At 61.9% G+C, this 20,767-nt stretch carries 20 protein-coding genes; 13 read left to right on the top strand and 7 right to left on the bottom strand.

The window, feature by feature from the left end:
* The 4 genes from VGD45_RS34015 to VGD45_RS34000 all read left to right on the top strand — a co-directional run.
* Positions 1-112: integrase core domain-containing protein (locus tag VGD45_RS34015; RefSeq protein WP_349263410.1), on the top strand; the 112-nt coding region annotated here is incomplete at its 5' end.
* 216 nt (positions 113-328) lie between these two features.
* The gene (locus VGD45_RS34010; protein ID WP_331159864.1) at positions 329-1,168 is read left to right on the top strand and encodes a Fic family protein; all 840 of its coding nucleotides are present in this window, start codon (positions 329-331) and stop codon (positions 1,166-1,168) included.
* Positions 1,169-1,263: 95 nt separating this feature from the next.
* A complete protein-coding gene (locus tag VGD45_RS34005) occupies positions 1,264-1,890 on the top strand; it encodes a LysE family translocator (RefSeq protein WP_331159863.1) in 627 nt (208 codons plus the stop codon).
* Between the two features lie 98 nt (positions 1,891-1,988).
* Positions 1,989-3,785, top strand: a complete 1,797-nt coding sequence (locus tag VGD45_RS34000) for a PQQ-dependent sugar dehydrogenase (protein WP_331159862.1) — start codon at positions 1,989-1,991, stop codon at positions 3,783-3,785.
* Here the strand turns inward: VGD45_RS34000 and VGD45_RS33995 are convergent.
* Together VGD45_RS33995 and VGD45_RS33990 are read right to left on the bottom strand one after the other, a co-directional pair.
* Complete coding sequence (locus VGD45_RS33995; protein WP_331159861.1) at positions 3,751-5,748, bottom strand: Ig-like domain-containing protein; 1,998 nt, start codon at positions 5,746-5,748, stop codon at positions 3,751-3,753. The genes VGD45_RS34000 and VGD45_RS33995 overlap by 35 nt on opposite strands.
* A gap of 121 nt (positions 5,749-5,869) precedes the next feature.
* The gene (locus VGD45_RS33990; protein ID WP_331159860.1) at positions 5,870-7,045 is read right to left on the bottom strand and encodes an NPP1 family protein; all 1,176 of its coding nucleotides are present in this window, start codon (positions 7,043-7,045) and stop codon (positions 5,870-5,872) included.
* 62 nt (positions 7,046-7,107) lie between these two features.
* Here VGD45_RS33990 and VGD45_RS33985 point away from each other — a divergent pair, with 62 nt between their 5' ends.
* The 9 genes from VGD45_RS33985 (at position 7,108) to VGD45_RS33945 (ending at position 16,446) form a co-directional block, all read left to right on the top strand.
* Positions 7,108-8,256: a hypothetical protein gene (locus VGD45_RS33985; RefSeq protein WP_331159859.1), complete on the top strand. Its 1,149-nt coding sequence runs from the start codon at positions 7,108-7,110 to the stop codon at positions 8,254-8,256.
* 24 nt (positions 8,257-8,280) lie between these two features.
* On the top strand, positions 8,281-9,309 hold the full coding sequence (locus tag VGD45_RS33980; protein WP_331159858.1) for a hypothetical protein: 1,029 nt from the start codon (positions 8,281-8,283) through the stop codon (positions 9,307-9,309).
* 29 nt (positions 9,310-9,338) lie between these two features.
* Positions 9,339-10,610 (top strand): hypothetical protein, encoded by a 1,272-nt coding sequence (locus VGD45_RS33975; protein WP_349263412.1) that lies wholly within the window; start codon positions 9,339-9,341, stop codon positions 10,608-10,610.
* A 20-nt stretch (positions 10,611-10,630) separates the two neighbouring features.
* Entirely contained in the window at positions 10,631-12,541 is a 1,911-nt protein-coding gene (locus VGD45_RS33970; RefSeq protein ID WP_331159856.1) for a hypothetical protein, read from the top strand.
* A gap of 24 nt (positions 12,542-12,565) precedes the next feature.
* Entirely contained in the window at positions 12,566-12,934 is a 369-nt protein-coding gene (locus tag VGD45_RS33965; RefSeq protein WP_331159855.1) for a hypothetical protein, read from the top strand.
* A 63-nt stretch (positions 12,935-12,997) separates the two neighbouring features.
* Positions 12,998-14,080: a hypothetical protein gene (locus tag VGD45_RS33960; protein WP_331159854.1), complete on the top strand. Its 1,083-nt coding sequence runs from the start codon at positions 12,998-13,000 to the stop codon at positions 14,078-14,080.
* A 27-nt stretch (positions 14,081-14,107) separates the two neighbouring features.
* Positions 14,108-14,920, top strand: coding sequence for a hypothetical protein (locus tag VGD45_RS33955; RefSeq protein ID WP_331159853.1), 813 nt, complete (start codon positions 14,108-14,110; stop codon positions 14,918-14,920).
* 68 nt (positions 14,921-14,988) lie between these two features.
* Positions 14,989-15,945 (top strand): DUF4438 domain-containing protein, encoded by a 957-nt coding sequence (locus VGD45_RS33950; RefSeq protein WP_349263420.1) that lies wholly within the window; start codon positions 14,989-14,991, stop codon positions 15,943-15,945.
* 12 nt (positions 15,946-15,957) lie between these two features.
* Entirely contained in the window at positions 15,958-16,446 is a 489-nt protein-coding gene (locus VGD45_RS33945) for a response regulator transcription factor (protein WP_331159851.1), read from the top strand.
* Here VGD45_RS33945 and VGD45_RS33940 read toward each other — a convergent pair.
* From VGD45_RS33940 to VGD45_RS33920, 5 genes are read right to left on the bottom strand one after another with little or no spacing between them, the layout of a single operon-like run.
* Positions 16,443-17,597 (bottom strand): hypothetical protein, encoded by a 1,155-nt coding sequence (locus tag VGD45_RS33940; protein ID WP_331159850.1) that lies wholly within the window; start codon positions 17,595-17,597, stop codon positions 16,443-16,445. The genes VGD45_RS33945 and VGD45_RS33940 overlap by 4 nt on opposite strands.
* Positions 17,598-17,603: 6 nt before the next feature.
* Positions 17,604-18,143: a cytochrome c gene (locus VGD45_RS33935; protein WP_331159849.1), complete on the bottom strand. Its 540-nt coding sequence runs from the start codon at positions 18,141-18,143 to the stop codon at positions 17,604-17,606.
* Positions 18,133-18,669 (bottom strand): DUF3341 domain-containing protein, encoded by a 537-nt coding sequence (locus VGD45_RS33930; RefSeq protein ID WP_331159848.1) that lies wholly within the window; start codon positions 18,667-18,669, stop codon positions 18,133-18,135. The genes VGD45_RS33935 and VGD45_RS33930 overlap by 11 nt, the downstream gene beginning before the upstream one ends.
* Positions 18,651-20,027 carry an NrfD/PsrC family molybdoenzyme membrane anchor subunit gene (gene nrfD, locus VGD45_RS33925; protein WP_331159847.1) on the bottom strand — a complete coding sequence of 459 codons (1,377 nt, stop codon included), beginning with the start codon at positions 20,025-20,027 and terminating at the stop codon, positions 18,651-18,653. The genes VGD45_RS33930 and nrfD overlap by 19 nt, the downstream gene beginning before the upstream one ends.
* The gene (locus tag VGD45_RS33920; RefSeq protein WP_414717628.1) at positions 20,017-20,766 is read right to left on the bottom strand and encodes a 4Fe-4S dicluster domain-containing protein; all 750 of its coding nucleotides are present in this window, start codon (positions 20,764-20,766) and stop codon (positions 20,017-20,019) included. Before VGD45_RS33920 ends, nrfD begins: the two co-directional genes overlap by 11 nt.
* Position 20,767: the final 1 nt, after the last annotated feature.

Below are 20,767 nucleotides of genomic sequence, written 5' to 3'. Positions count from 1 at the left end.
GCAGCACGCCACTCGAGCGATCGGTGACTGGATCAACTTTTACAACAATCGACGACCTCACCAGTCGCTGGGGATGAAGACACCCGCTGAAGCTTACGCATTAGCGGCATAACCTGAGCAGGTTCGGCTGGGTCATTACAGGAGCGCATATCTCGAAACGGCGCTTGCCAAAGATCTGAAGAAGCGCACGCATGAAACACTGGCTAAGTACGACCACGACCTGCTGCGCCGGGCAGCGGACTTTCTGTATCTGAAGGAGACGCAATCTTCCTTTGCCGTGGAACGCGAAAAGCCTAGTCCGACGCGCGCGCAAAGATTCGCCGATCTCTTGCGCGAAGCAGAGAGCAATCAGCCCCTGTCAGAAGATCGATTCATCGAGTTGCAGAACGCAGTGGTCGACCCCCGCTTTCGCGAGGCTTCATATCGCACGCAGCAAAACTGGATCGGAGACGATCTCGGCTATCGCAAACGGATCGCATTCGTTCCACCGCGACCGGACGACGCTCGCGAGCTCATGGAAGGTCTGGTGGAATTGTCCGAGCGACTCCGCGCAAATCCCGCCGACCTCGACTCCATCGTCGCCGCTGCTGCTTTGTCCTTCGGTTTCGTTTACATCCACCCGTTCATGGACGGGAACGGACGGTTGCATCGTTACTTGATTCACGAGGCGCTTTCCACGAGCGGCTTCACGCCCAAAGGCATCGTGCTGCCAGTCTCCGCTGTTATCCTCGCGAACCTTGCAGAATACGCAGCTGCGCTGGAGTCCTTCTCCAAGACTCTCATGGCTCGCACCTCGTATAACCCCGATACCCCGGAGATCCCCCCGAGCGGTAACGATGCAATCCACTACCGCTACTTCGATGCGACCGCGCAGACAGAGTTTCTCTGCCGAGCCCTCGAACGCACAATCGAGCACGATCTCGACCAGGAAATCTCGTTCCTGCTCGGCTTCGACAAAGCGCGGAGCGCCCTCGCGAACGAACTTGATTGGCCGGCTCACTCGCTCGACCTGTTCATCCGCGTGGTTCAGCAGAACGGGTTCAAGCTGTCGAAAAACAAACGCGACGCACACTTCTCGTGGATGACGGACGAGGAAGTGATTCAGTCGGAAAATGCGGTAGCGAAGTGCTTCGTTGATCTCGCGAAGCAGGACACAAACATGGTGTGACATCTGACCGAATCCGGGCAAGATCGTGTCGTAACGCCAAGTCTTGCCCTAAGCTACGCCATATAAGCGGTCAGTCGCTGCTCATGGACAGCCCTATGTTCGGAACTCACGACTTCTTGTTGTTCGTCGTCGCCGGTCTGCTCCTCAATGTGACGCCGGGGCCCGACATGCTTTACATCATGAGCTGCAGTACGACGCAGGGATGGCGGTCGGGAGCGGCCGCGGTGTTTGGGATCAGTGCGGGGTGTCTCGTGCATGTCGCGGCGGCCGCGCTTGGGCTCTCGGCGCTGCTGACGGCTTCCGCGACTGCCTTTACGGTCGTGAAAATCTGTGGCGCGGCGTATCTGATCTATGTGGGAATGTCGTTGGCGTTCTCGAAGCGACCGGAAAAGACCGCCGGGCCGACAGACGTCCCTGGCCAGATCAGGAAAGTGTTCCTCAGAGGCTTCTGGACCAATGTCTTGAACCCCAAAGTCGCTTTGTTCTTTCTGGCGTTCGTCCCTCAGTTCATCGACACCGCCGCTGCGCAGAAGGCGATTCCGTTTCTGTTTCTCGGCGCCGTCTTCATCTTCAACAGCACTCTGTGGAACCTGCTCGTCGCCTGGTCGACCGCGCAAGCGAGCGGCAAGCTGCGCAACAGTGAGGCGGTGACGTGGATGAACCGGTGCATCGGCGGGCTGTTCGTCCTGCTCGGCATCAGGCTGGTCTTTTCGTCCCGCTAATCTTCCATTCATCCCATTCCGCTGGCTCGGGACCGGCGGCCCCGCGATGCTCGATGGCGCGACTTACCGCGACTATCGACAGGGATGGATCCATGGACATGCGTGGTCTTATCGTTCTCGCCTTTATCGCCGGCCCGGCACAGGGTGCGGCGGAGTCGGCGGAGAGCCGCTACAAGGAACTGTGCGCGGGTTGTCACGGGGCCTCGGTCACGACGAAGCTCGGCAGCATCGAGGAGATTGCGGTCACGATTCGTGAAGGCCGGCCCGACAAAGGCATGCCGGCCTTCGGGCGCGTGCTCAATCAGGAGGCTGCGCTTTCACTTGCCCGCCTGGTGCACGACCGGGCGACAGGCCGGCCGGGATCCAGGGTCGGCATGACGATCGAAGCCGAAGCGCTGAGAGCTGACCGCTCCGCGGGGTATGCGATCACGGGAAACGATTCGGCCCGCTTTCTGCAGTTCATCGACCGCGGCAGCCATCTCTGCTACGACGACGTCGATTTGAGTGGCGTCAGAAGCATCGAGTATCGATACGCCAAAGGCGAAGGCGAACCGCCCCGGCGTTTCGCCGTCGTGGCCTTCGACGGACGCGACTTCGACGCTGCGACTCGAATCAACTTAGGAGAAAAAATCACCACGCTCACCGGCGGATGGGACACGTTCCGCACCGAGCGCATCGGACTCGCCCGACAGCTCACCGGTCGGCATCGTCTGTGCATCATCGGTATGGAAGGCGGCGGGGTCTTCAACCTCGACAAATTCACACTGAGCGATCAGCCCGGCCAGAACGACGGCGTCACGCTCGACTACGGAGTCTCGAGCGAAACGCGCAGCGCCGCTGGGGAACGGTTCCGTCTCGAAAAAGTAGCGGAAGTGTCCGGCGAACTGTGGTCGATGGAGTTCCTGGACGAGGATTCCATTCTCGCCGTCGAGAAAAGCGGCAGCCTGTGGCGGTTCGATAACGGCAAGCGCAGCGGGCCGATCGCGGGTACGCCAGAGGTCAGGTTCGTCGGCCAGGGCGGTCTGCATAGTGTGAAGGCGCATCCGGATTACAAGAACAACGGCTGGATCTACCTGACGTTCGCCGATCCCACCTCGCAAGGAGCGATGACCGCCATCGTGCGCGGACGAATCCGAGACAATCGCTGGGTGGACCAGCAAGTCATCTACAAGGCATCGCCAAACTTCTACTCGGACTCCAAAGCGCACTACGGCTCGCGCCTCGCCTTTGCCGGCGACTATTTATACCTCAGCATCGGTGACCGGCTGCAGCAGGACAAGGCGCAGGATCTGAGCACTCCGTACGGGAAGATTCATCGGATCTTCGCCGATGGACGCGTCCCCAAGGACAACCCATTCGCCGATCGGCCGGGCGCACTGCCGACGATCTGGAGTTACGGTCATCGCAACCCGCAAGGCCTCACCCTACATCCGCAAACCGGTGAGCTGTGGGCCACGGAACACGGCCCCCGCGGCGGCGACGAGCTCAATCTCATATCCAAGGGCGCGAATTATGGATGGCCGGTCGTCACGCACGGAACCAACTACGACGGCACGATCATCAGCAACGAAACCCAACGTGAGGGCATCGAGCCGCCAAGAACCCATTGGACTCCGTCGATTGGCGTGTCCGCGCTCACGTTCTACAACGGCGGTCGTTTCGACACCTGGAACAACCAGCTACTCGTGGCGACCCTTGCCCGCCAGGAACTGCGGCTCATACGCCTCGAGTCCGGCAAGGTCACGAAGGAAGAAGTCGTGATCCAAGGGATGGGCCGCATTCGCGACGTGATTCTCGGGCCGGACCGCATTCCCTACATCGTCTTGAACTTCCCCAATGGCATGATTCTGCGTCTCGTACCTACCGAGCGACCACCTGCGCAGGCGACGACGTGAGTTGCAGAGGCGAATCGAACTCGGCGAGATAGAGCAGTCGATCCGGCGCAAGTGCATTCACGAGCGCGATACGTGCGCGAACAGGCGTCGCGCCTGTCGGGGACCCTTCGGCCAGCACCGCCACGCCTCGATCGAAGCCGCTCACCTCGCTCATGCGAGCCGCTTGCGCGGGCGTACCGACGAGTTGGGTGGTTCCGAATGCACCGCGTGTCGTCACGCCGAGCACGGGATACGGAGTGAGGCCAGAAAACTGCGCCTGTTGTACGAGCACGATGTTACCTGTCGAGTCGTACCAGCCCATGCCGCCCGCCGCGACGATCGTGTCAGCACCACCAGTAAGATCCCGCTCGTATATCTGACCGCTCCTCGCATACAACACCGCACCGTCGTCGGGGCGCAGCCCAACGACTTCGGCGGTCGACGACACTTCGCGCGGATTGGGCGTTGTAGATACTTCAGCAACGTAGGCTCGCGTCGACAGCAGTGGGGTTCGAACTGTGTAACCCACGCGCTGCCCGGCTCCACCGCCGATCGTGCCGCCCGTCAACGAGATCGTGCTAGCACTGATCGATTCGCCGAAGGCGAGCGTGTGGCTTACCTGTGTTTCGGTCTGCAATTGCCGCGCATCGATGAAAAATATTCCCTGACGCCCGCCGCGATTTGCATGGATCAAAATCGACAGCTGATTCGCAGAAACCGAGTAGTCGAGAACATCGTCCGATGTCGCCGGGTCGCTCACCGCGGAAACAGCCACAGTCGGGCTGGGTCCTGCCGCCGTCACGGTGTAAAGAGACTTGGCGCCGCCACCTGCGACCGGGGACGCGAGAAAGAACAGATTCTGCGAGTCGCGCGAGAAGCGCAGGCGACTGGCAACTACCGTATTCGGCGGGCTGACCCTGATCAGCCCAGCCCGTGTCACGACGTTGAAGATGTACACGCTGTCGACGCCGCCGACGCGTGCGATCAGCGCCAGCCACTGACCGTCAGGGCTGACGATGAATTGGTCTGTGTTGTTGGGGTCGAGCGGCAGCGTCGCCCCCGCCGGCAATGGCGCCGTGCCTCGTTGAATGGGCGTGGCGGTCTGCACGAATCCAAGCTCGACGCGGGAGGCATTCGTTTGATCCTCCCGACGATAAGCGACGGTTGCGCCGTTCTGGGAAGCGGCGAAGCCCCGCAGCCGCATGTTGCCTTCGGTTGCTGCCGTCAGCACGACGGGCTCCGCAACGAAATCGCTCATATATATTTCCGGCGAACCATTCGCCTGCGGGTCGCCTGCGAACACGACCCGAAATGGCTCCGCGCCCACGAAGACCGCGGCAGTTCCGACGGCCGACGCCGCGCTCGAATCGGTCACGCGATATTTGAAACGCGTGACTCCTTTGAATCCCGCCGGCAACCCGCTGATGCCGATCGACGAGTCCGCATTGACCGTGGCTATACCTGCGAGCGGACCCTCCTCTATAGTCACCGTCAGCGGATCGGCATCCGCATCTGTGTCGTTCGCGAGAACTGTAACGTTTGCAAGGGCCGCGCCGTCCGCACGCACGGCGTCGCCCGCCACGACGGGAGCGCGATTCGGATGCACATTGATGTTGACGGTGCCGTCAACGGCGTTGCCACTCGCGTCCCTCACCTGGACACGGAAGCTATCGTCGCCGAGAAAACTCTGCCCGGGACGATAAACGAATGCGCCCGTAGGACTGAAGTTGACGAGCGTGCCGCTTGCGGGATTCGCGGTAACAGAAAACGTGAGCGCCTCGCCAGACGGGTCGGTCGCGGACACCTGACCTTGCAGATCCGTGTTTTGTTTGGTCGAAAAGGCGAGCGACCCAAGCGCAGGAGGCGCATTCGAACCGCGACCGCCAGACCCACCTCCGCCACCGCCGCCGCACCCCGCGATGCCTAGCACCAAAACCCAGATCAGCGAGCGATACATCGACGTCTGCCCGGACGCGTTCTTCATGTAGCCCTCTGCACTTTCCCCAGGTGCGGAGCCACAAAATACTGCAAGAAAACCCCAAGCTCAGCCAGCAAACCACCTACGCACAGAAGTTTTCGCGCAGAGTTTCCTGAACTTGCATTTGTTACCGGTGGGTAACGGCGACACTTGGAGCAACCCTGCAGGACAGGCCGTCACGCCTGTCCTGCAGGCCGATGGTTACTCGGGCAGTTGCGGGCGAATCGCGGGATAGTTCGCCTCGAGTTCCTGATCGCGTGTGAACCACACGTCGTCCCAGGTGAAGCTGAAGCCGCTCCAGAAAGGATCCGACGTCGGCACGTTGTTGTTGGCCTGGTACAGGATTTCGCCGTCGTTGCGGGTTTTGAAGCTGGCTGCCGAAGTTCGAATCCTGCAAACGCGTCCGGTACTGCACATTCTGCCAGTACCGGTCCCACTCATCGTTGTTCCAGGACTTGTATGCGCTGTAGTGACTGACGATATCGGGCCCGTAGAACACGCCCCAGTTGCCCAGAAATTCCACACGATCGCGATCGCTCTGATTGGCGAATCTGAACGCGTGCGTGCCGGCGCCGTCCTTGTGATAGACGATGTGCGCATGGCCGGCATCGTGAATCGTGTCCGCGAGGCGCCGGGTGCTGAATGAGCCGTGCGCGCTCGCTGCCACATGGCTGGCGAATTCCGAGCTGCCACCCGCCCAGTAATCGATTCTTCCGGTCCACACGATCACCGTCTCCACGTCGTGCCGGTGTCCGCCGAGGAACGACCAGGCGATCGCCTGATCTTTTTCGAAGTACAGCTCATAAAGGTGCGCACAGCGCCGGACGCGTCCTTGCGCCTCATCCCTCTCGTTGCACAGTTGCCGATGGAGGGTGTTCGCAAACTGCTGCCAGCCCGCGTCCCTGCATTGCCCTTCCACCGTGCGCCCGGTGGCGCTCAGCCCGGGGTTTTGACTGAGATCGTTGTTACGATTGAACGGCGTCGCCGGATAACACCCGTCCGAATCGAAATCGAACACCGGGTGGAAGTCACGAATCTGCGGTTCGTTGAAATTGGAGATCGCCGCATCCAGCTTCGGCAACTCATCGCCAAACGCACTGTGACCGAACACCGCAAGACACATCAGACCTGAACGCATCCATCCTCGAACCATGAGCACCACTCTCCATGTTGTGTAGGGCGCTCCAAGATAGCGGATGCGTGTTTCAAATTGACTGTCAATCCCCCGTTCTAGCCCACCCGCCTGCCCCTGCCCGTTCGCCCGCCCCGGATCGCGGGTTTGTCGTCTCTCTCCGTAAGTCACACAGTCCCTTCGCAGTCTGAACATCGAGCCCGGCGCCGCCGGGTCACATGGCGGAGGCACTCATGAGTGAATCGTTCGACACCGACGACACGTACGCCGCCGATTCCATCGACGCGATCGATGAACTGGACGCCGCCGTGGGCGATGAATTCCAGGGCGACGAGTTGGATCCGGTCGATGACGGGGCGGACTCCATGTTCCAACCCGCCTCTGCCGATGCGCTCGAGGGCGACTTGTTCGATGCAGAGGCGCAGGACCATGCCGAAGACTTTAGCCCCGCCGCCGTCTGGAATGCGTTCGAGGAAGAAATCGCCGATGGTCTGGATGCCGCCGACGAAGACGAGTTCATCGGCCGGCTGCTGGGCGGATTGGGTCGCGCCGCAGGAGTCGTCGGTCGAGGACTCAACCGGGGAGCATCAGTCGCCGGTAATGTGAGCTCGATTGCTCAAGGCGTGTCGCGAGTCGCTCGCGGCGTAGGCGGCGTTGCTCGTGTGGCGTCGCCTGCGGCACATGCGGCAGCGACACTCGCGCGCCTGCTGGGAGCACACGGCGTTGCCAACACGCTGGGTCGAGCCGGGCAGATTGCACGCACAGTCGGCAACGTTGCCGGCCGAACTCAACGTCTCTCTTCGGCTATCGGGCGAACTGCTGGCGGCGCGCAGGACGTGATGTCACAACTGAGCCAGCTCATCGGCAGCGGCGGCAATGAGTTCGACGATTTCGACGCTCTGTCGGATTTGTTCATCGAAGATGAAGTTGACGGGGCGCTGCCTGCGGCGGTCGCAATGGCGGCCCGGGCGGCCGCACGCGGATTGGGCTTTCGAAACGTCGCGCATCTCACTCAGAGTGCGCGTCGTGCGTTAGTGCGAGGCGTCGGCACAGCGGCGCGCGAGCTGATGCGTGGTCGCGGTCGGGAAGGCTTGCGTGCATTGCCGGCTATCGCGCATTCGGCCGGCCGGGTCGCAACACGTACGGCGCCAACACCACAAGCCGCTGTCCGCACGGTGCGCCAGCACCTTCCGCACACTGCACGTTTGGTCGCGCAAGATCCTCAGGCTATGCGACGAGCAACGCAACCTGCGACGCGTCGACGCACAGGTCCGGTCGGTCGCGATCCGACGCTCGGTCGCGGACGACGGAGTCAGTTCATCCGTGGTCCCCGCACGTTCTACATCAATCGGCCCGTCAGGCTGACCATCACCCCTCGCTAATTCCTCTCAACGAAGGAGAGCACCATGGACCGTTTCGCCACCGACCTGATGGAAGATCTGTTGACCGAAAGCCCCGAGGGACCGGCGAGCGCGATGGATGAATACGAGACGCACGACGAATGGGATGAGGCCGAAGAGTACGAGGAGCTAGATGCCAGCGAAGAAGATCTCCTCGACGGTATTGACGGCGGCGATGTCGCAGGCTCCGCGGCAATGGATGAGCTCGAGGAGATCGACGCGCTCCAGGAAACCGACGCCTGGGATGAATTCCACACCGACGAGTTGGACGGCGCGGAGGAAGGCCTGGACGCCATGGAAGAAGCAGTCGCGGACGCCATGGACGCCGTCGATAGTGATGAATTCGTGCGCCGACTTCGTCGTCTCGCTCGCGGTGTCGGCCGCACCGTCGGCAGCGTGGCGCGCGTCGTCGGGCCGATCGCGAGCATGTTACCTATCCCGCAGGCTCAGCTCATCGGCCGCATCGCCAACGTCGCCGGCCGTTTGCTGGCGGACGGCGCCGATGAGTTGGAGGCCGTCGACGAACTGGTCGATGGTCTGGACGAAGACAGCATCGACGCCGCGGCGCCGGTGCTCGCGGGCATGGTCGTTCGTCGCGCATTGCCCAACGTAGCGCGAGCCGCACGGCCAGTACGACAAGCGGCAGTTCGTGCTGTTTCAAACGCTGTGCGCGCAGCCGCACGTCGGCAAGGGCCAAGCGCGACTCGTGCGGTCGGGAGAGCAGTCATTGCGACGCGCCGCATAGTGCAGCGTCGCCGTCTGCCCGCTCGTCAAGCTGTCCGAGTCGTTCAACGTGTAGCGACACAGGTCGCACGACGCCCGCAAGCGGTGCGACGTTTGTCACGTCCGCTCGTGCCGGCCAATCGTCGTGCAACTCCGCGTGGACAGGCTGCCCGTGTCGTGGCTCGAACGGTTGCTCCGATCGCTCGTCGCGTTGCGGCCCCCGTCGCGCGGCGTGGAGGATCGTGCGCCGCATGCCGCAATCGGAGGATCCTTGCTCGCGGGCCGGTCGTCCTCAACCTGCGCTGCCGCTGAGCCAACAGGTCGCTGGCGCCACATCAGCTATGGACGTACGTCGTTTCATACGCACCAAGATCAACGGAATGCGCGCTCGCTTGAGCCGTCTTTCCAGGATCGACAATGCGTTCGTCGGCTTGCGTCCCCAGGATATGCCTTACGCCCCATCAGCCGCGCATTTTCGAGCAGCGAACGCGCGGCTCGAAGCCGTCGAGCAGGCCGCACGCAGACGGTTCGCGCAGCTGGAAGCGGAAAGTAACAATTCTGCGCCCAAGCGAATGCTGATAGATCTCGCCCTTGTCGAGCGCGAGCTGGATCGCGCCCGTCGGCTGTTCGGTATGTTCTACGAAGTCTTTGCACAGCGCGGCACGAATTTCGGACCCGCGCTTGCGGCACACGACTCTATTGCCGAGGACTGCTATGTGGCCGTGCGCGAGGCAGCCCCTCGCATCTTCGACGGTCCGCTGCTCAAACCCGTGTGTTACATGGAGCATGGCTACTCGCCCGCGACCATGCGACGCGGGGTGCAGCTGTCGCGCTTGTTGGGCGAAGGCAATCCGTTTCCATTGATTCGCATTCCCTGGGATCGGGATCAGCCGTGGCAAAGCGTGTTCCTGCATGAAGTGGCGCACAACCTCCATGCGGATCTGGGCATCTGGCAGGAGAACCGCGAAGCCGTGCTGAGGCGCGTGATGGGTCATGCGCGCAGTCCCTTTCTGGCAACGGTCTATGGCCGATGGCACAAAGAAATCTTCGCCGATTTTGCCGCTGTGCTGCTTGGGGGACCCGCGGCTGCGTGGGGCATGGCGGACTTTCTTGCGCAACCGCAGCCTCGGACCATGACATATCGGCCTGGCGGTGCGCACCCGACTGCTTATCTGCGTGTCTATCTGCTTGCGGAGCTGTTGCGGCGGATGAATTTTTCCAGCGACGCCACTCGGCTGCTGCGCGTGTGGCAAGGTTTGTATCGACCGGCGGACGGGCATCGAATCCCCCAGCCACTGATGCGCACCGCGCCGCGGCTGATTCCCGAGGTGGTGGACGAGATCGTTTATCAGACTAGGCGCAATCTCGCGCAGCGTGCGCTCTTCGACGTCATTCCCTTTCGCGCGGACGACGAGGTCGCGATCCGCGAAGGTGCGAGACGCCTGACGGAAGGTCGTAACGTCGAGCTGCCTTCGCGACATCTCGTTAGCGCTGCGCACTACGCGCTCGAGGCCGGGCGCATCGCGCCCAAGGAGCTGGCGCGGCGCGTGACGCAGATTCTCAATCGACGTGTTTCGAACGGCACGGGCGCGACAGCGAGAGTGGCGGCCTGAAACATCAACGAGGACTCACGATGGCCAACTATCCTGGTTCAAACAGCCTCATCAATGCGCAGCGTGGCGCGGAATCCGTCGCGGGCGATCGCCAGCGCATGGCGCTGGATAATCTGCTACGTCGCGAACTGCATGTCGGCGACCCGACCGATCCCGCGCAGATCGCGCAAGCGTTGTCCGAGCGCTATCAGAACGACGCGCGCGCGCAGGCCATCGACGGGGAAGCGCGCGGGTTGCCCTTCCTTCGAACTCAATCCCTGCGCCCCGTCGACATCACGACGCCCACTGCAACGAACCTGGATCTCGACCAGTCCCGCGCCGACGTCAACCTCGACTTGCAGGAGCTCATCACGGCCAACCTCTCCAAGGACATCCGCCCCGAGCTCGAAGGCTGGCGGACCGTCATCAACCGCTCGATCGACGAAGGCGTATCCGCCGCCAGTTTCGGAATGGATCCAAACAAACGGGATATCGCGTTTGCCATGCGCCGTCAGCTCGGTGAATACGCCCGCCTCTCGCGCATGATCGGCGCATTGACCCCTGCCATGAACAGAAGCTTCCGCGGTCTCGCACAGAGCATCGACGAAGTCTGCGCGGTCATGCTGGTGCTCATGGGCGAATCCATGGCGAATGTCGGATTCGCCGGAGGGCGCTTCCTTTTGCAAGCTCCGTACTCGGAGCTGCAGTCGCGGCGCGATGCCGTGCTGAATGCGTTGCGACGTGTGGACGGCGCATCGGCGCGAGGCATGAACAACGACGCGTGGCCGCGTGGCATGCGCGCATATCGGCACATGTCCACGGTCCTGGAAGCCAAAGGACAGGGAGATCTCCGATCGCTGTTGTCCGAAGGCGAGATCGCGCGAACCATGGACGAGCTAATTCACAATGCGGGTGGCGGCAGCTCGACCGGCATGCGCACGCTCGGCGCCACTTCGTGGGCTCCGCTGAATCGTCTCAATCGCTTCGTCAACACGACCCTCCGTCAGATATCGCCAACTTCACCCGAGCTGGCCACGCTGCACGAGGCGATGAAACTTTTCATCGAAGGTTTCCACCCAGCCGGCGGCTTCCGACTGCTGCGAGTGGCGCGGCCCGCGGTGTTGAACTATGGCCTGTACGGGCCGGCATCCGTCAGCGGGGCCGAGATGCGGTTGATCGACCTCGTCAATCATCGCGGCATGCTGGCGCGGCACCTGGATTGCCTGACACTCTGCACCTGCGACGACAAGACCGTGCTCGCGCAGATCGTACTCGACAAGATGCTCCACGAGGTCGATCGAGCCATCGATTTCTATTGCACTGGAGACATCGATCTCGGCCTGCCAGAAGTGCGCGCGGCTGCCTGCTCTCACATGCTCGACTTCCTGATCGATGTGCCCTGGCCATTGGTTCCTCCGGCGCCGGTGCCGCCCGTCGACCCGGACCGGCCACTCTGCCCGACGCGGCCGGACTATCTGGACGTCTTCACAGTCCCCAATCCATCAAGAACCGTGCTCGACATCAAGGATGAGCTCACCGCGATCCGAAAGCTGTTGCGCCCCATCGACGGTGCGGCAGGCTGGAAAACTGCCCCGGCGACCTATGTCGCTTATCTGAAAAGCAACCAGAACTGGCCCAATGCCGACTATTCGAACCTGCTGTTCGCTCAGGTGCTGTATGACGAGCTGCATCAGCAACGCGAGACCGATCGGCGCTGGCGTCCGGTCGTCGAGCAGATGACCTCCCGCTGCCTGCCGATCGAGCGCATCTTCGGTTCCGCCGGTTGCCTGGAAACGATCGTGACTCGAGCGTTGCTTTTCATCTACGACGAAGCCGTCGCCGCACCGGTGAAGGCCAAGAGCACGCTGCCCGAAACCCTCATCCCGCGCGACGGCGACGAGTCGCTGGAGGTCATCGCGGGCCACGTGGGCGCCATCGTGCCGAAGATCTGACGCGTTTGCTTCTGGAGAAATCTCATGAGCTTCGACGAATCCCTCAGCTGGGGAACCCCGCAGAAACTCCCTCTCATCCGCCCGAGCGCGCCGAAAGGCCAGATCGCGGAGGCGATCGCCGGCAACACCGCGGGCAAGGTGGATGCGCTTCACGACACCGTGAAGGCGTTGAGAGCGACCACCGACGAAATCAACAAGCGGACTCTAACGAACGAGCAGGTGCTGGCATCGATACACGAGCTGCTCAAGACGGGCAGCGTCGAGCAGAAGTTCGGGCAGATCCAATCGGCGCTCGCGGACATCAGCGGCAGGCTCGTTGGCATCTGCAAGGCGCCCTCCCCACCGGCGCCCGACAAAGAGTCGGCGGTGGACGCACCAACGCCTGGCACATAGCCGAGGGCACCGGCACGCAAGTAACGGCAAGTGGCCTCGGCCGACACCGAACGGGAGCGCGCAATGAATTTCCAGACCACTGAAACCATCCAGCGACTTTGGGAAACGTTTCTGCAGGAGCAGCTCGCGAACCTCCCGCCCGGGGAACGCGACGCGCTGTCCACGCAGTTCGAGCAGCGCTTCGGCGAGTTGCTCGGTAAGGATGGCAAGGACTCCGACAGCGGCTTCTACGATCTGATCGGAATCGGGCCGCAGGGCAACGCCGGTTTCGACAAGATCAGCTATCCGCGGCTCACGCCCGACTTCGACGACTCCGTCGTTCCCAGTCAGCTGCACGCGGCCGCCGAGCTCTACTACGTCTACCAGCACGAGCGCATGAAGATCTTCGAAGTCGCCGAGACGCTCCTCAGACTGTTCCGGCTCGGAAAAATGCGCATCCAGCGCGGCCCTGGCGCGCGCGGCTTGTACCTGCTGGAGAAATGGAAGCCGCTGCGCTACACGAAGGCGGACCGCATGGTGGCGTATCGCCGCGCCTTCAACTACGGCTCCGCGCCCGCTCCCGCCGGAGCCGTGGTCAATCGTAACTTTCATCGGCAACTGCTCGGCTTCATGGTCGCCGTGGCCCAGTACTTCCGTGACTTGATGATCGGCGAGGTGATCCGCGGCGGACAACTGATCGATCAACGGCCGTTCGGCAGCGTCGGCACCATTCAGCGCATCGGGCTCGATCTGCGTTACGCCCTGGATCGCTCCACTTACGGCAACGTGTTCTCGCTGGCGATGGAAACGGGACATCATCTGATCCAGGTGCTGAAGCTGCTCGACACGGCGGATATCAAAAAGGCGTTCGACGCCAACACCAAATGGGATGTGGTCGAAATCGTTTCCAACCGCTATCTCGGCGGCGTCGCCGAGCCGTCGCAGCGGGCCAAGATGGCGGAGAGCGGCCGCAGAATCCTGCAGTTCATCGCAGACAATGACTTCAAGACGGCGACCGATCCGATTCTGTTCCAAAGCGTCGTGCGGCCGATGGGCGCGCACTCCGAAGCATGGCTCGCGGCCTATCGCATGACGCCGGAAGGTCGAGGCTTCCCGGGAGTGACACCCGCTTTGCAAGGCGTGCTGGGTGTGCCGCAACCCGCCTGAAGCGCGTGACGGCGAAGGATGAAGCCCGTGCGCACTTCGGATCTTTCGCTGCGGGTGAGCTTGCGCAAGCAGCCTTGTGTGCTGGATCCGACGCTGATCCTCGCGCACCCGCACGGGCCCGAGCTTGCGATGCGCCTGACGCAAGTGCTCGAGCCGTGGCTCACTCGCTCGTTCTGGCAGATCATAGATTCGAGCGAGTTGCTCGAGCGGCAGCGCCCTTTCGCTGCCGCCGCTCCCGCCCCGGACTCGCTTCACCTACAAACAAACGCTGCCGCCTTGAGCTCGTGGATTGCGCTTCGCGACCGGACTGACGCCAGTTCGTGGCCGCTGCGCTGGGTCGGAGACAACCTGATCGAATCGCAGCTCGGCGATGACGCTTGCCTGGAGATCGTCGAACGTTACGAACACCTGGCCCGTGCCCTCGAGGACCGGGCCGGGCCAGGCATGTCAAGGAGCCACTCATGGCATCACGGTATCCATCCGCTTTTCACCGCGCTGGACACGGTGGCACTGTCCGCGACTCTCGGCGGAGCCTTGATCCTCTGCGAGATCCCAACGCGCGATGCAGCGCCCTGGCCCGTGCAGGCGATGTCGCTCAGCGGCATCCAACCGCTGCGGATCGATCAAACATCGAACGATTCGCTCTTCGACACCGAACGCGAATGGGTGCGTGACGTGCTCGTGACAGCGGGCTTGTCCGTGGTGGCGCAACGGCTGCCGCCGCTGGCTATCGTGCATGTACTTACGGACGATGTGACGGTTGCACAAATCGTGAACGATTGCGGCGATACGCCTGTCGATCCCTGGTCGAGCGCCCACGCATGGTGGTATGTCCTGTGAGCGACTTTGCAGACGACACAACGAGCGTTGCAACGAGATTCGAGCGCAGGACCGCCGGAGCGCTTGCGATCAATTCAGACGAGCTCGTCTGCGTCGCGGTTCAAGGGCAGATTGCTCATCCCGTGGCGCGAGCCACACCCTATCGGATTGGACGCGACGGCATTTCACGAGTGCTACCGGGCACCGGTGGCATCGTGTTGAACCAGCGAATCGGCAACCTGTGCGTGGGATTGGCCGGCGATCACATCGAGCCTGGCGTGGCTCTGCACAACAATCAACGCGAAGTCATCGGCCCTCCAGACGGGCCGAACAACGCACTGCTCACTTACGCGTGCGTCGGCAACTTAGCGCGAGTCATCAGCGGACGTTGCCGTGGCAAAACCGGCCTGGTGACGGGCAAGCACGGCGGAGTCAATCATGTCCTCGTGGATTTTCCGGACGAGGTCCTGAGCCGTCTGCAGATCGGCGATCGCATTCAAATCCAGTCGCTCGGCCAGGGCCTGCGTCTGATCGACTATCCCGCCATCGAAGTATTCAACTGCGCACCGCGACTGCTGGCTCGTTGGCGCCTCGTCGAGCGTGATGGCCGGCTCGCCGTTCCGGTCACTCATCAGATCCCTGCCCGGCTGATGGGCTCGGGACTAGGAATAAATACGGTATGGCGGGGCGACTACGACATTCAACTAGCGGATCCAGGATTGACGAAACGTTTTCATCTGGGCAGCCTGCGCTTCGGTGACTTCGTGGCGATCGTCGATGCCGATGTGCGTCGCGGCCCATCGTTTCGGCAGCGGCGCGTGACCATCGGCGTCATCGTTCACGGCGACAGCACAGTCAGCGGTCACGGCCCCGGTGTAACGGCGTTGCTCACGGGGCCGGCTGAAATATTGCAACCGCAGCGGCATGCTCGAGCAAATCTCGCCGCGGTATTCAGAATTCGACCGCTCGCGACTCCGACGCAGCGCATAACGTTGACGGATCGGGATCGCCGCGGGCTCGCACGCAGCGGCACAGGGTTGGATTGATCAGGATGCACGATGAATGCTCCGAAACTTCCAAAGACCACGGACCGTCCGGGCCACGCCGGCGCCGTGCCCACCGTGCTGTCGCAGTTCGAAATCTCCGGGAAGTCGGTGCGACTATTGTCGATCGACGCCCTCGAGCCCCGCGAGGCCGAACAGGAACGGATCACGTATGTGCAAGGCGAGATCGCGAACTTCGAGTTCAACGGGCATCGCTACGCACTGGTCAGCGATTGCCTGCTGCCAGAATCGCCGCCGGAGAAAGAGGACGCCGCGTTGGCGCCGCCCGATGCTCATACCCTGCTCACCAACCGCGAACTTCAGATCTGTCAGCTGATCTGCATGGGTTATCTGACCAAGCAGGTCGCGGCGCGTTTGAAAATCAGCGAGTTCACCGTCCGTTCGTATCTGAAAACGATCTATTGCAAGCTCAGCGTCCGATCTCGTGGCGCCATGGTGTATCGGTTCACTCAGACGTTTCTACACTCGCCTCCCAGAGCTTAGACGCTGCGAGCCGGAGAAATCCTTCGGTACAGCAGAACGACGGCCGCGACGAAACCGGCCAGCAGCCCAAGGGAGAGGATGACGTCGAGCCAATGGTCGAACGGCCGGTCATCGGGCGTCAGCGCGGGGATCACGATCAGATACTTGTTGATCCAGATACCGACATTGATGCCGAACCCGATGAGACACAGCGCCAGCAACGAACGTTTGACGACGGCGAAGATGAACGCCGCGAACGGCACGAAGAAACATCCGGCCATCATGGTCCAGTAGTAAGGAGCGTAGTGGCCGTACATCTGCCGCCACAAAGGCTCGAACTCGCGCGGCAGATTGCCGAACCAGATCACGAAGAACTGCGCCCAGAAGAAATACAGCCACATCAGCGTGAACGTAGTGAGCAGCATGCCGAGGCCGCGAATCTGCTCGGGTCCGAACTGCTGCCCGGCCGCCGGCGAGCGGCCGAGCACCGCGGGAAAGACGCATAACGCCGCTGTCCCCGCGAACAGATTGCCGAACCAGAAATAAATCGGAAACACGGTGCTGTGCCAGTGAGGAACCAGCATCATGCCGAAGTCCCACGCGAAAAAGGTATTGCAGATCACGAAGGCGAGGATGACCCAGGGCGATAGCAGATACAGCTGCCGCTCGCGGCTCCTCGTGACATAGAAGGCGCTCAGGCCATAGAACAGCAGCAGTCCGAACAGATTCCGGATCAACAGCCAGTCGCTGCGCAGCCAGGGACTGACGTGTGCTTCGGCCTCGTTCGTGTGCGCCGGATCAGTGAGCCAATGAAACAGCTCATCCCGTGCATAGACGTAGATCAGCAGGAACATGCCGAGGGCGAAGGGAAAGAAAGCCAGCGTGCTCAATTCGGCAAGACGGTAGTAAGGCTTCGACCATTGCGCACGCACCAGGCGGGTGATCGCGCAGAACACGACGCCCGCCTGACTCACCCCCATGAGATACAGGAACGAGACCGTGAGCAGTCCAAAGTCGGGGCGCGCGGTCGCGCTGTTCAGTCCGTAGACCAGACTCGCAACGCCCAGGCCGAACAGCCCGATCAGTCCCCACATGACGATGTTGGGCCTGCTGTTGAAAACGACGCGTGACGCCGTGTCCTGCGCGTTGCCGTTGGCTGTTTCGACGCTCATGCGCGTTCACTTCTTTGCGGCTGGCGGCTGCTTACCGAACTCACTCCTGAGATAGTTGATGACGTCCCAGCGCTCCTGCTGACTCAAGGCGTCGCGATAAAACGGCATCGCCACCCGTCCGCGGGTGAGCGTGAAGAACAACTGCCCGTCGGCCTGCCCCTGCGTGTGTTCTTTGTTCAAATCGACCGGCGGAGGATCGAACTTACGTCCGACCGGACCATCGCCGCGACCTCGTGCTCCATGACAGACCACGCAGTTGATCCGATACAAAGATTCGCCGCGGGCCACCGATTCGGCACTCCGCGGCACGGGATTTCGCAGCACCGCTGCCTCTTCCTTGGCCTTGAACAGTTCCTTTTCCGTGGTCGGCTTCGGCAGGGTTTCGCGCCCGGTGGTTGGAACGGAGTTGGGTGGGGCCGGGGCCGCCGTCCTTTGCGGTTTAGCCGATGGCTGATCGACCATATCCTTGTCCCACGGGAAGCTCCAGCACGTCGTCGCGGCGCCGAGCAGCACGAGTGCGACGCTTGCGAAGTGGCTACGCTTCATTGGGAAGTCTCCAGGTCGGTCGCGAAGCCGCCATGCGCACCTCTTCGGCGCCGGCTGCACGCAATAGGCTCGCTGCGCGATCGAGGCATTCCTCGTCGTCGCAACTCACCGCGACCGCAAACCTGTCGATGGCCGCCTCCGGCACGTACGCCCGCTCACGAATTGCCGGCAGCCGGGCGCTGATGAGAAAGCCGATCACGGTGGCCAGGATGCCGAACAGGATGGTCATCTCATAGGTGATGATCAGGAACGGAGGAAACGGAATGATCGGCCTGCCGCCCGTGGGATGCAGGTAGAGCACCGCCGTGCCGGCCGCGAGCGTGAAGCCCGCCACTCCACCGAGGATCGCGCCGAAGAAGGTGAAGCGCTTGATCACCGATGTTTTCTTGCCGAGCACTTCGTCCGCGCCTTCCAGCGGAATCGGCGATATCACCTCGATCGTTGCGAATCCGGCGGCCTTCAGCCTGCCCGCTGTCGCCAGCGCCCGATGCGGATCGACGAACAGTCCTATTGCACTGGTTGCCATTGCACCCCTCCTCGTTCGGCCGTGGCCGGTTTGGGAAGCTCCGCTGCCTCTGGCAGTGTCTCCTTTACTTCATAGATGGACACGCTCGGGAAAATTTTGACGAATAGCAGGAACAAGGTGGAGAACAGCGCCACCGATCCCACGAGGATCGACAGCTCGACCAGACTCGGCACGTACAGGCCCCAGGCATCGGGCAGGTACTTGCGCGACAGCGAGGTGCCGACGATCAGAAATCGCTCCGTGTACATGCCGATGTTGATCGCGATCGACAGGACCAGCATCGGCACGAACGAGGTCCGGAAGCGTTTTGAAATCAGCAACAGCGGCGCGATCGCGCAGCATAGGATCATTTCCCAATACAACGGCGCGTAATAGCCGAACAACTTGTACTTCAGCGCTTCGAGCTCGGTGGACGCGCCGCTATACCAGCCGGTGAACAGCTCGAGCACGTTGATGTAAGTCCAGATCAGCGACAACGCGAGCAGCAGTTTGCCGAGGTTGTCGAAATGCAGCTCGGTGATGTAGCGCTCGAAGCTCATGTATTTGCGCAGCAGGAACATCACCGTGACGATGCCCGCCGTGCCGGAGTAAATGGCGCCGACCACGAAATAGGGAGCGAAGATGGTCTGGTGCAGGGCCGGGACGATGGAGGACGCCCAGTCCCATGAAACGATGCTGTGCACGGAGACCGCCAGCGGAATGATCAGAACCGCCAGCAACGTGTAGGCCCATCCCAGGCGATGCCACTCGGTGTCGGTACCGCGCCAGCCCAAGGACAGCAACGTGTACAGGTGGTGACGCCAGCCCGTGGTGCGATCCCTGACCGCGGCGAAATCGGGGATCGATCCCATATAAATGAAGACCGAGCTGCCGGTGAGATACGTCGCGATGGCGGTGACGTCGAACAACAGCGGCGAGCGGAAATTCGGCCACAGCTCCATCTGGTTGGGATACGGGAACGCCCAATGGATGAACCACGGCCGCCCGAGATGCACCATCACCATGGTGACGGCCACCATCAGCGAGAACAGCGTCATGGCCTCCGCGCTTCGATACATCGCCTTGCGCCAGGAGCTGTGCGTGATGTGCAGGACGCACGACAACAACGTGCCGGAGTGGCTCAGGCCGATCCAGAAAATGAAGCTGGCTTCGTAGGTTCCCCAGACCTGCGGGTGGTTCATCCCGGCCGCGGCGATGCCGAGGTTCAATTGATAAAACCATGGGAACAAGAAGCACACCAACGTGAGGCCGAGCGCGCATGCGAGCGTGATGTAGTACTTCGGCCCGGTTTCCACCAGGGACCGCACGACATCGCGATTGACATCGGCGTAACGCAGGCTTGCCACTTCAGCCGGCATCGGTGGTCACCTTTTTGAGATAGATCACGGACGGTCGTGTGTTCAGTTCGTCCAGCACGCGATAGGCGCGTGGATCGTTCATCGAAGCGGACACGCGACTCGCGGGATCCTTGCGATCGCCGAACACCAGGGCTTCAGCGGGACAAGCCTGCACACAGGCCGGTTGCACTTCACCATCGCGCACGCGACGGCGGCCGTCGTCTTTGGCCAGATCCTTCGCCTGGCGGATGCGCTGAATGCAGAAGGTGCACTTCTCCATGACGCCCTTCTCGCGTACCGTCACATCCGGATTGAGTTGCTGGTCGAGCGGCGGGTCCCAATGGTGATTGTTGTAGTTGAAGTAGCGGACCTCGTAAGGGCAATACACCGCGCACGATCGAGTGCCGATGCAACGGTTATAGATCTGCGCGTTGAGACCGTCCTGGTTGTGATAAGTCGCCGTCACCGGGCAAACGGTCTCGCACGGCGCTGCCTCGCAGTGCTGACACAGCATCGGAATGAAGCGCAGCCTCGCATTCGGATACTCGCCCTCCCAGTAGCGCTCGATGCGCATCCACTGTATTTCCCGACCCTGTGCGAACGCCTTCTCGCCGACGATGGGCAGATTGTTTTCGGCCTTGCACGCGGTCACGCATGCCTCGCACCCGGTGCAACGATCCAGGTCGATCGTCATGGTCCAGGCATAGTCGAGCTCCTCGTAATAGCCGGGCCTGCGGTATTCACGCCACTTCTCATGCATG

Source organism: Steroidobacter sp. (assembly GCF_036402275.1).
In the GTDB taxonomy this organism is placed as follows: domain Bacteria; phylum Pseudomonadota; class Gammaproteobacteria; order Steroidobacterales; family Steroidobacteraceae; genus Steroidobacter.
Note: the sequence above shows the minus strand (reverse complement) of the source record. Positions and strands in the feature narration are given on the sequence as shown.

Excerpts from the sequence above, each read along its gene's own strand:
- VGD45_RS34005 (WP_331159863.1), top strand. The coding sequence starts at position 1,264 with ATGTTCGGAACTCACGACTTCTTGTTGTTCGTCGTCGCCGGTCTGCTC.
- VGD45_RS34000 (WP_331159862.1), top strand. The coding sequence starts at position 1,989 with ATGCGTGGTCTTATCGTTCTCGCCTTTATCGCCGGCCCGGCACAGGGT.
- VGD45_RS33995 (WP_331159861.1), bottom strand. The coding sequence starts at position 5,748 with ATGAAGAACGCGTCCGGGCAGACGTCGATGTATCGCTCGCTGATCTGG.
- VGD45_RS33985 (WP_331159859.1), top strand. The coding sequence starts at position 7,108 with ATGAGTGAATCGTTCGACACCGACGACACGTACGCCGCCGATTCCATC.
- VGD45_RS33980 (WP_331159858.1), top strand. The coding sequence starts at position 8,281 with ATGGACCGTTTCGCCACCGACCTGATGGAAGATCTGTTGACCGAAAGC.
- VGD45_RS33975 (WP_349263412.1), top strand. The coding sequence starts at position 9,339 with ATGGACGTACGTCGTTTCATACGCACCAAGATCAACGGAATGCGCGCT.
- VGD45_RS33970 (WP_331159856.1), top strand. The coding sequence starts at position 10,631 with ATGGCCAACTATCCTGGTTCAAACAGCCTCATCAATGCGCAGCGTGGC.
- VGD45_RS33965 (WP_331159855.1), top strand. The coding sequence starts at position 12,566 with ATGAGCTTCGACGAATCCCTCAGCTGGGGAACCCCGCAGAAACTCCCT.
- VGD45_RS33960 (WP_331159854.1), top strand. The coding sequence starts at position 12,998 with ATGAATTTCCAGACCACTGAAACCATCCAGCGACTTTGGGAAACGTTT.
- VGD45_RS33945 (WP_331159851.1), top strand. The coding sequence starts at position 15,958 with ATGAATGCTCCGAAACTTCCAAAGACCACGGACCGTCCGGGCCACGCC.
- VGD45_RS33940 (WP_331159850.1), bottom strand. The coding sequence starts at position 17,597 with ATGAGCGTCGAAACAGCCAACGGCAACGCGCAGGACACGGCGTCACGC.
- VGD45_RS33935 (WP_331159849.1), bottom strand. The coding sequence starts at position 18,143 with ATGAAGCGTAGCCACTTCGCAAGCGTCGCACTCGTGCTGCTCGGCGCC.
- VGD45_RS33930 (WP_331159848.1), bottom strand. The coding sequence starts at position 18,669 with ATGGCAACCAGTGCAATAGGACTGTTCGTCGATCCGCATCGGGCGCTG.
- nrfD (WP_331159847.1), bottom strand. The coding sequence starts at position 20,027 with ATGCCGGCTGAAGTGGCAAGCCTGCGTTACGCCGATGTCAATCGCGAT.
- VGD45_RS33920 (WP_414717628.1), bottom strand. The coding sequence starts at position 20,766 with ATGCATGAGAAGTGGCGTGAATACCGCAGGCCCGGCTATTACGAGGAG.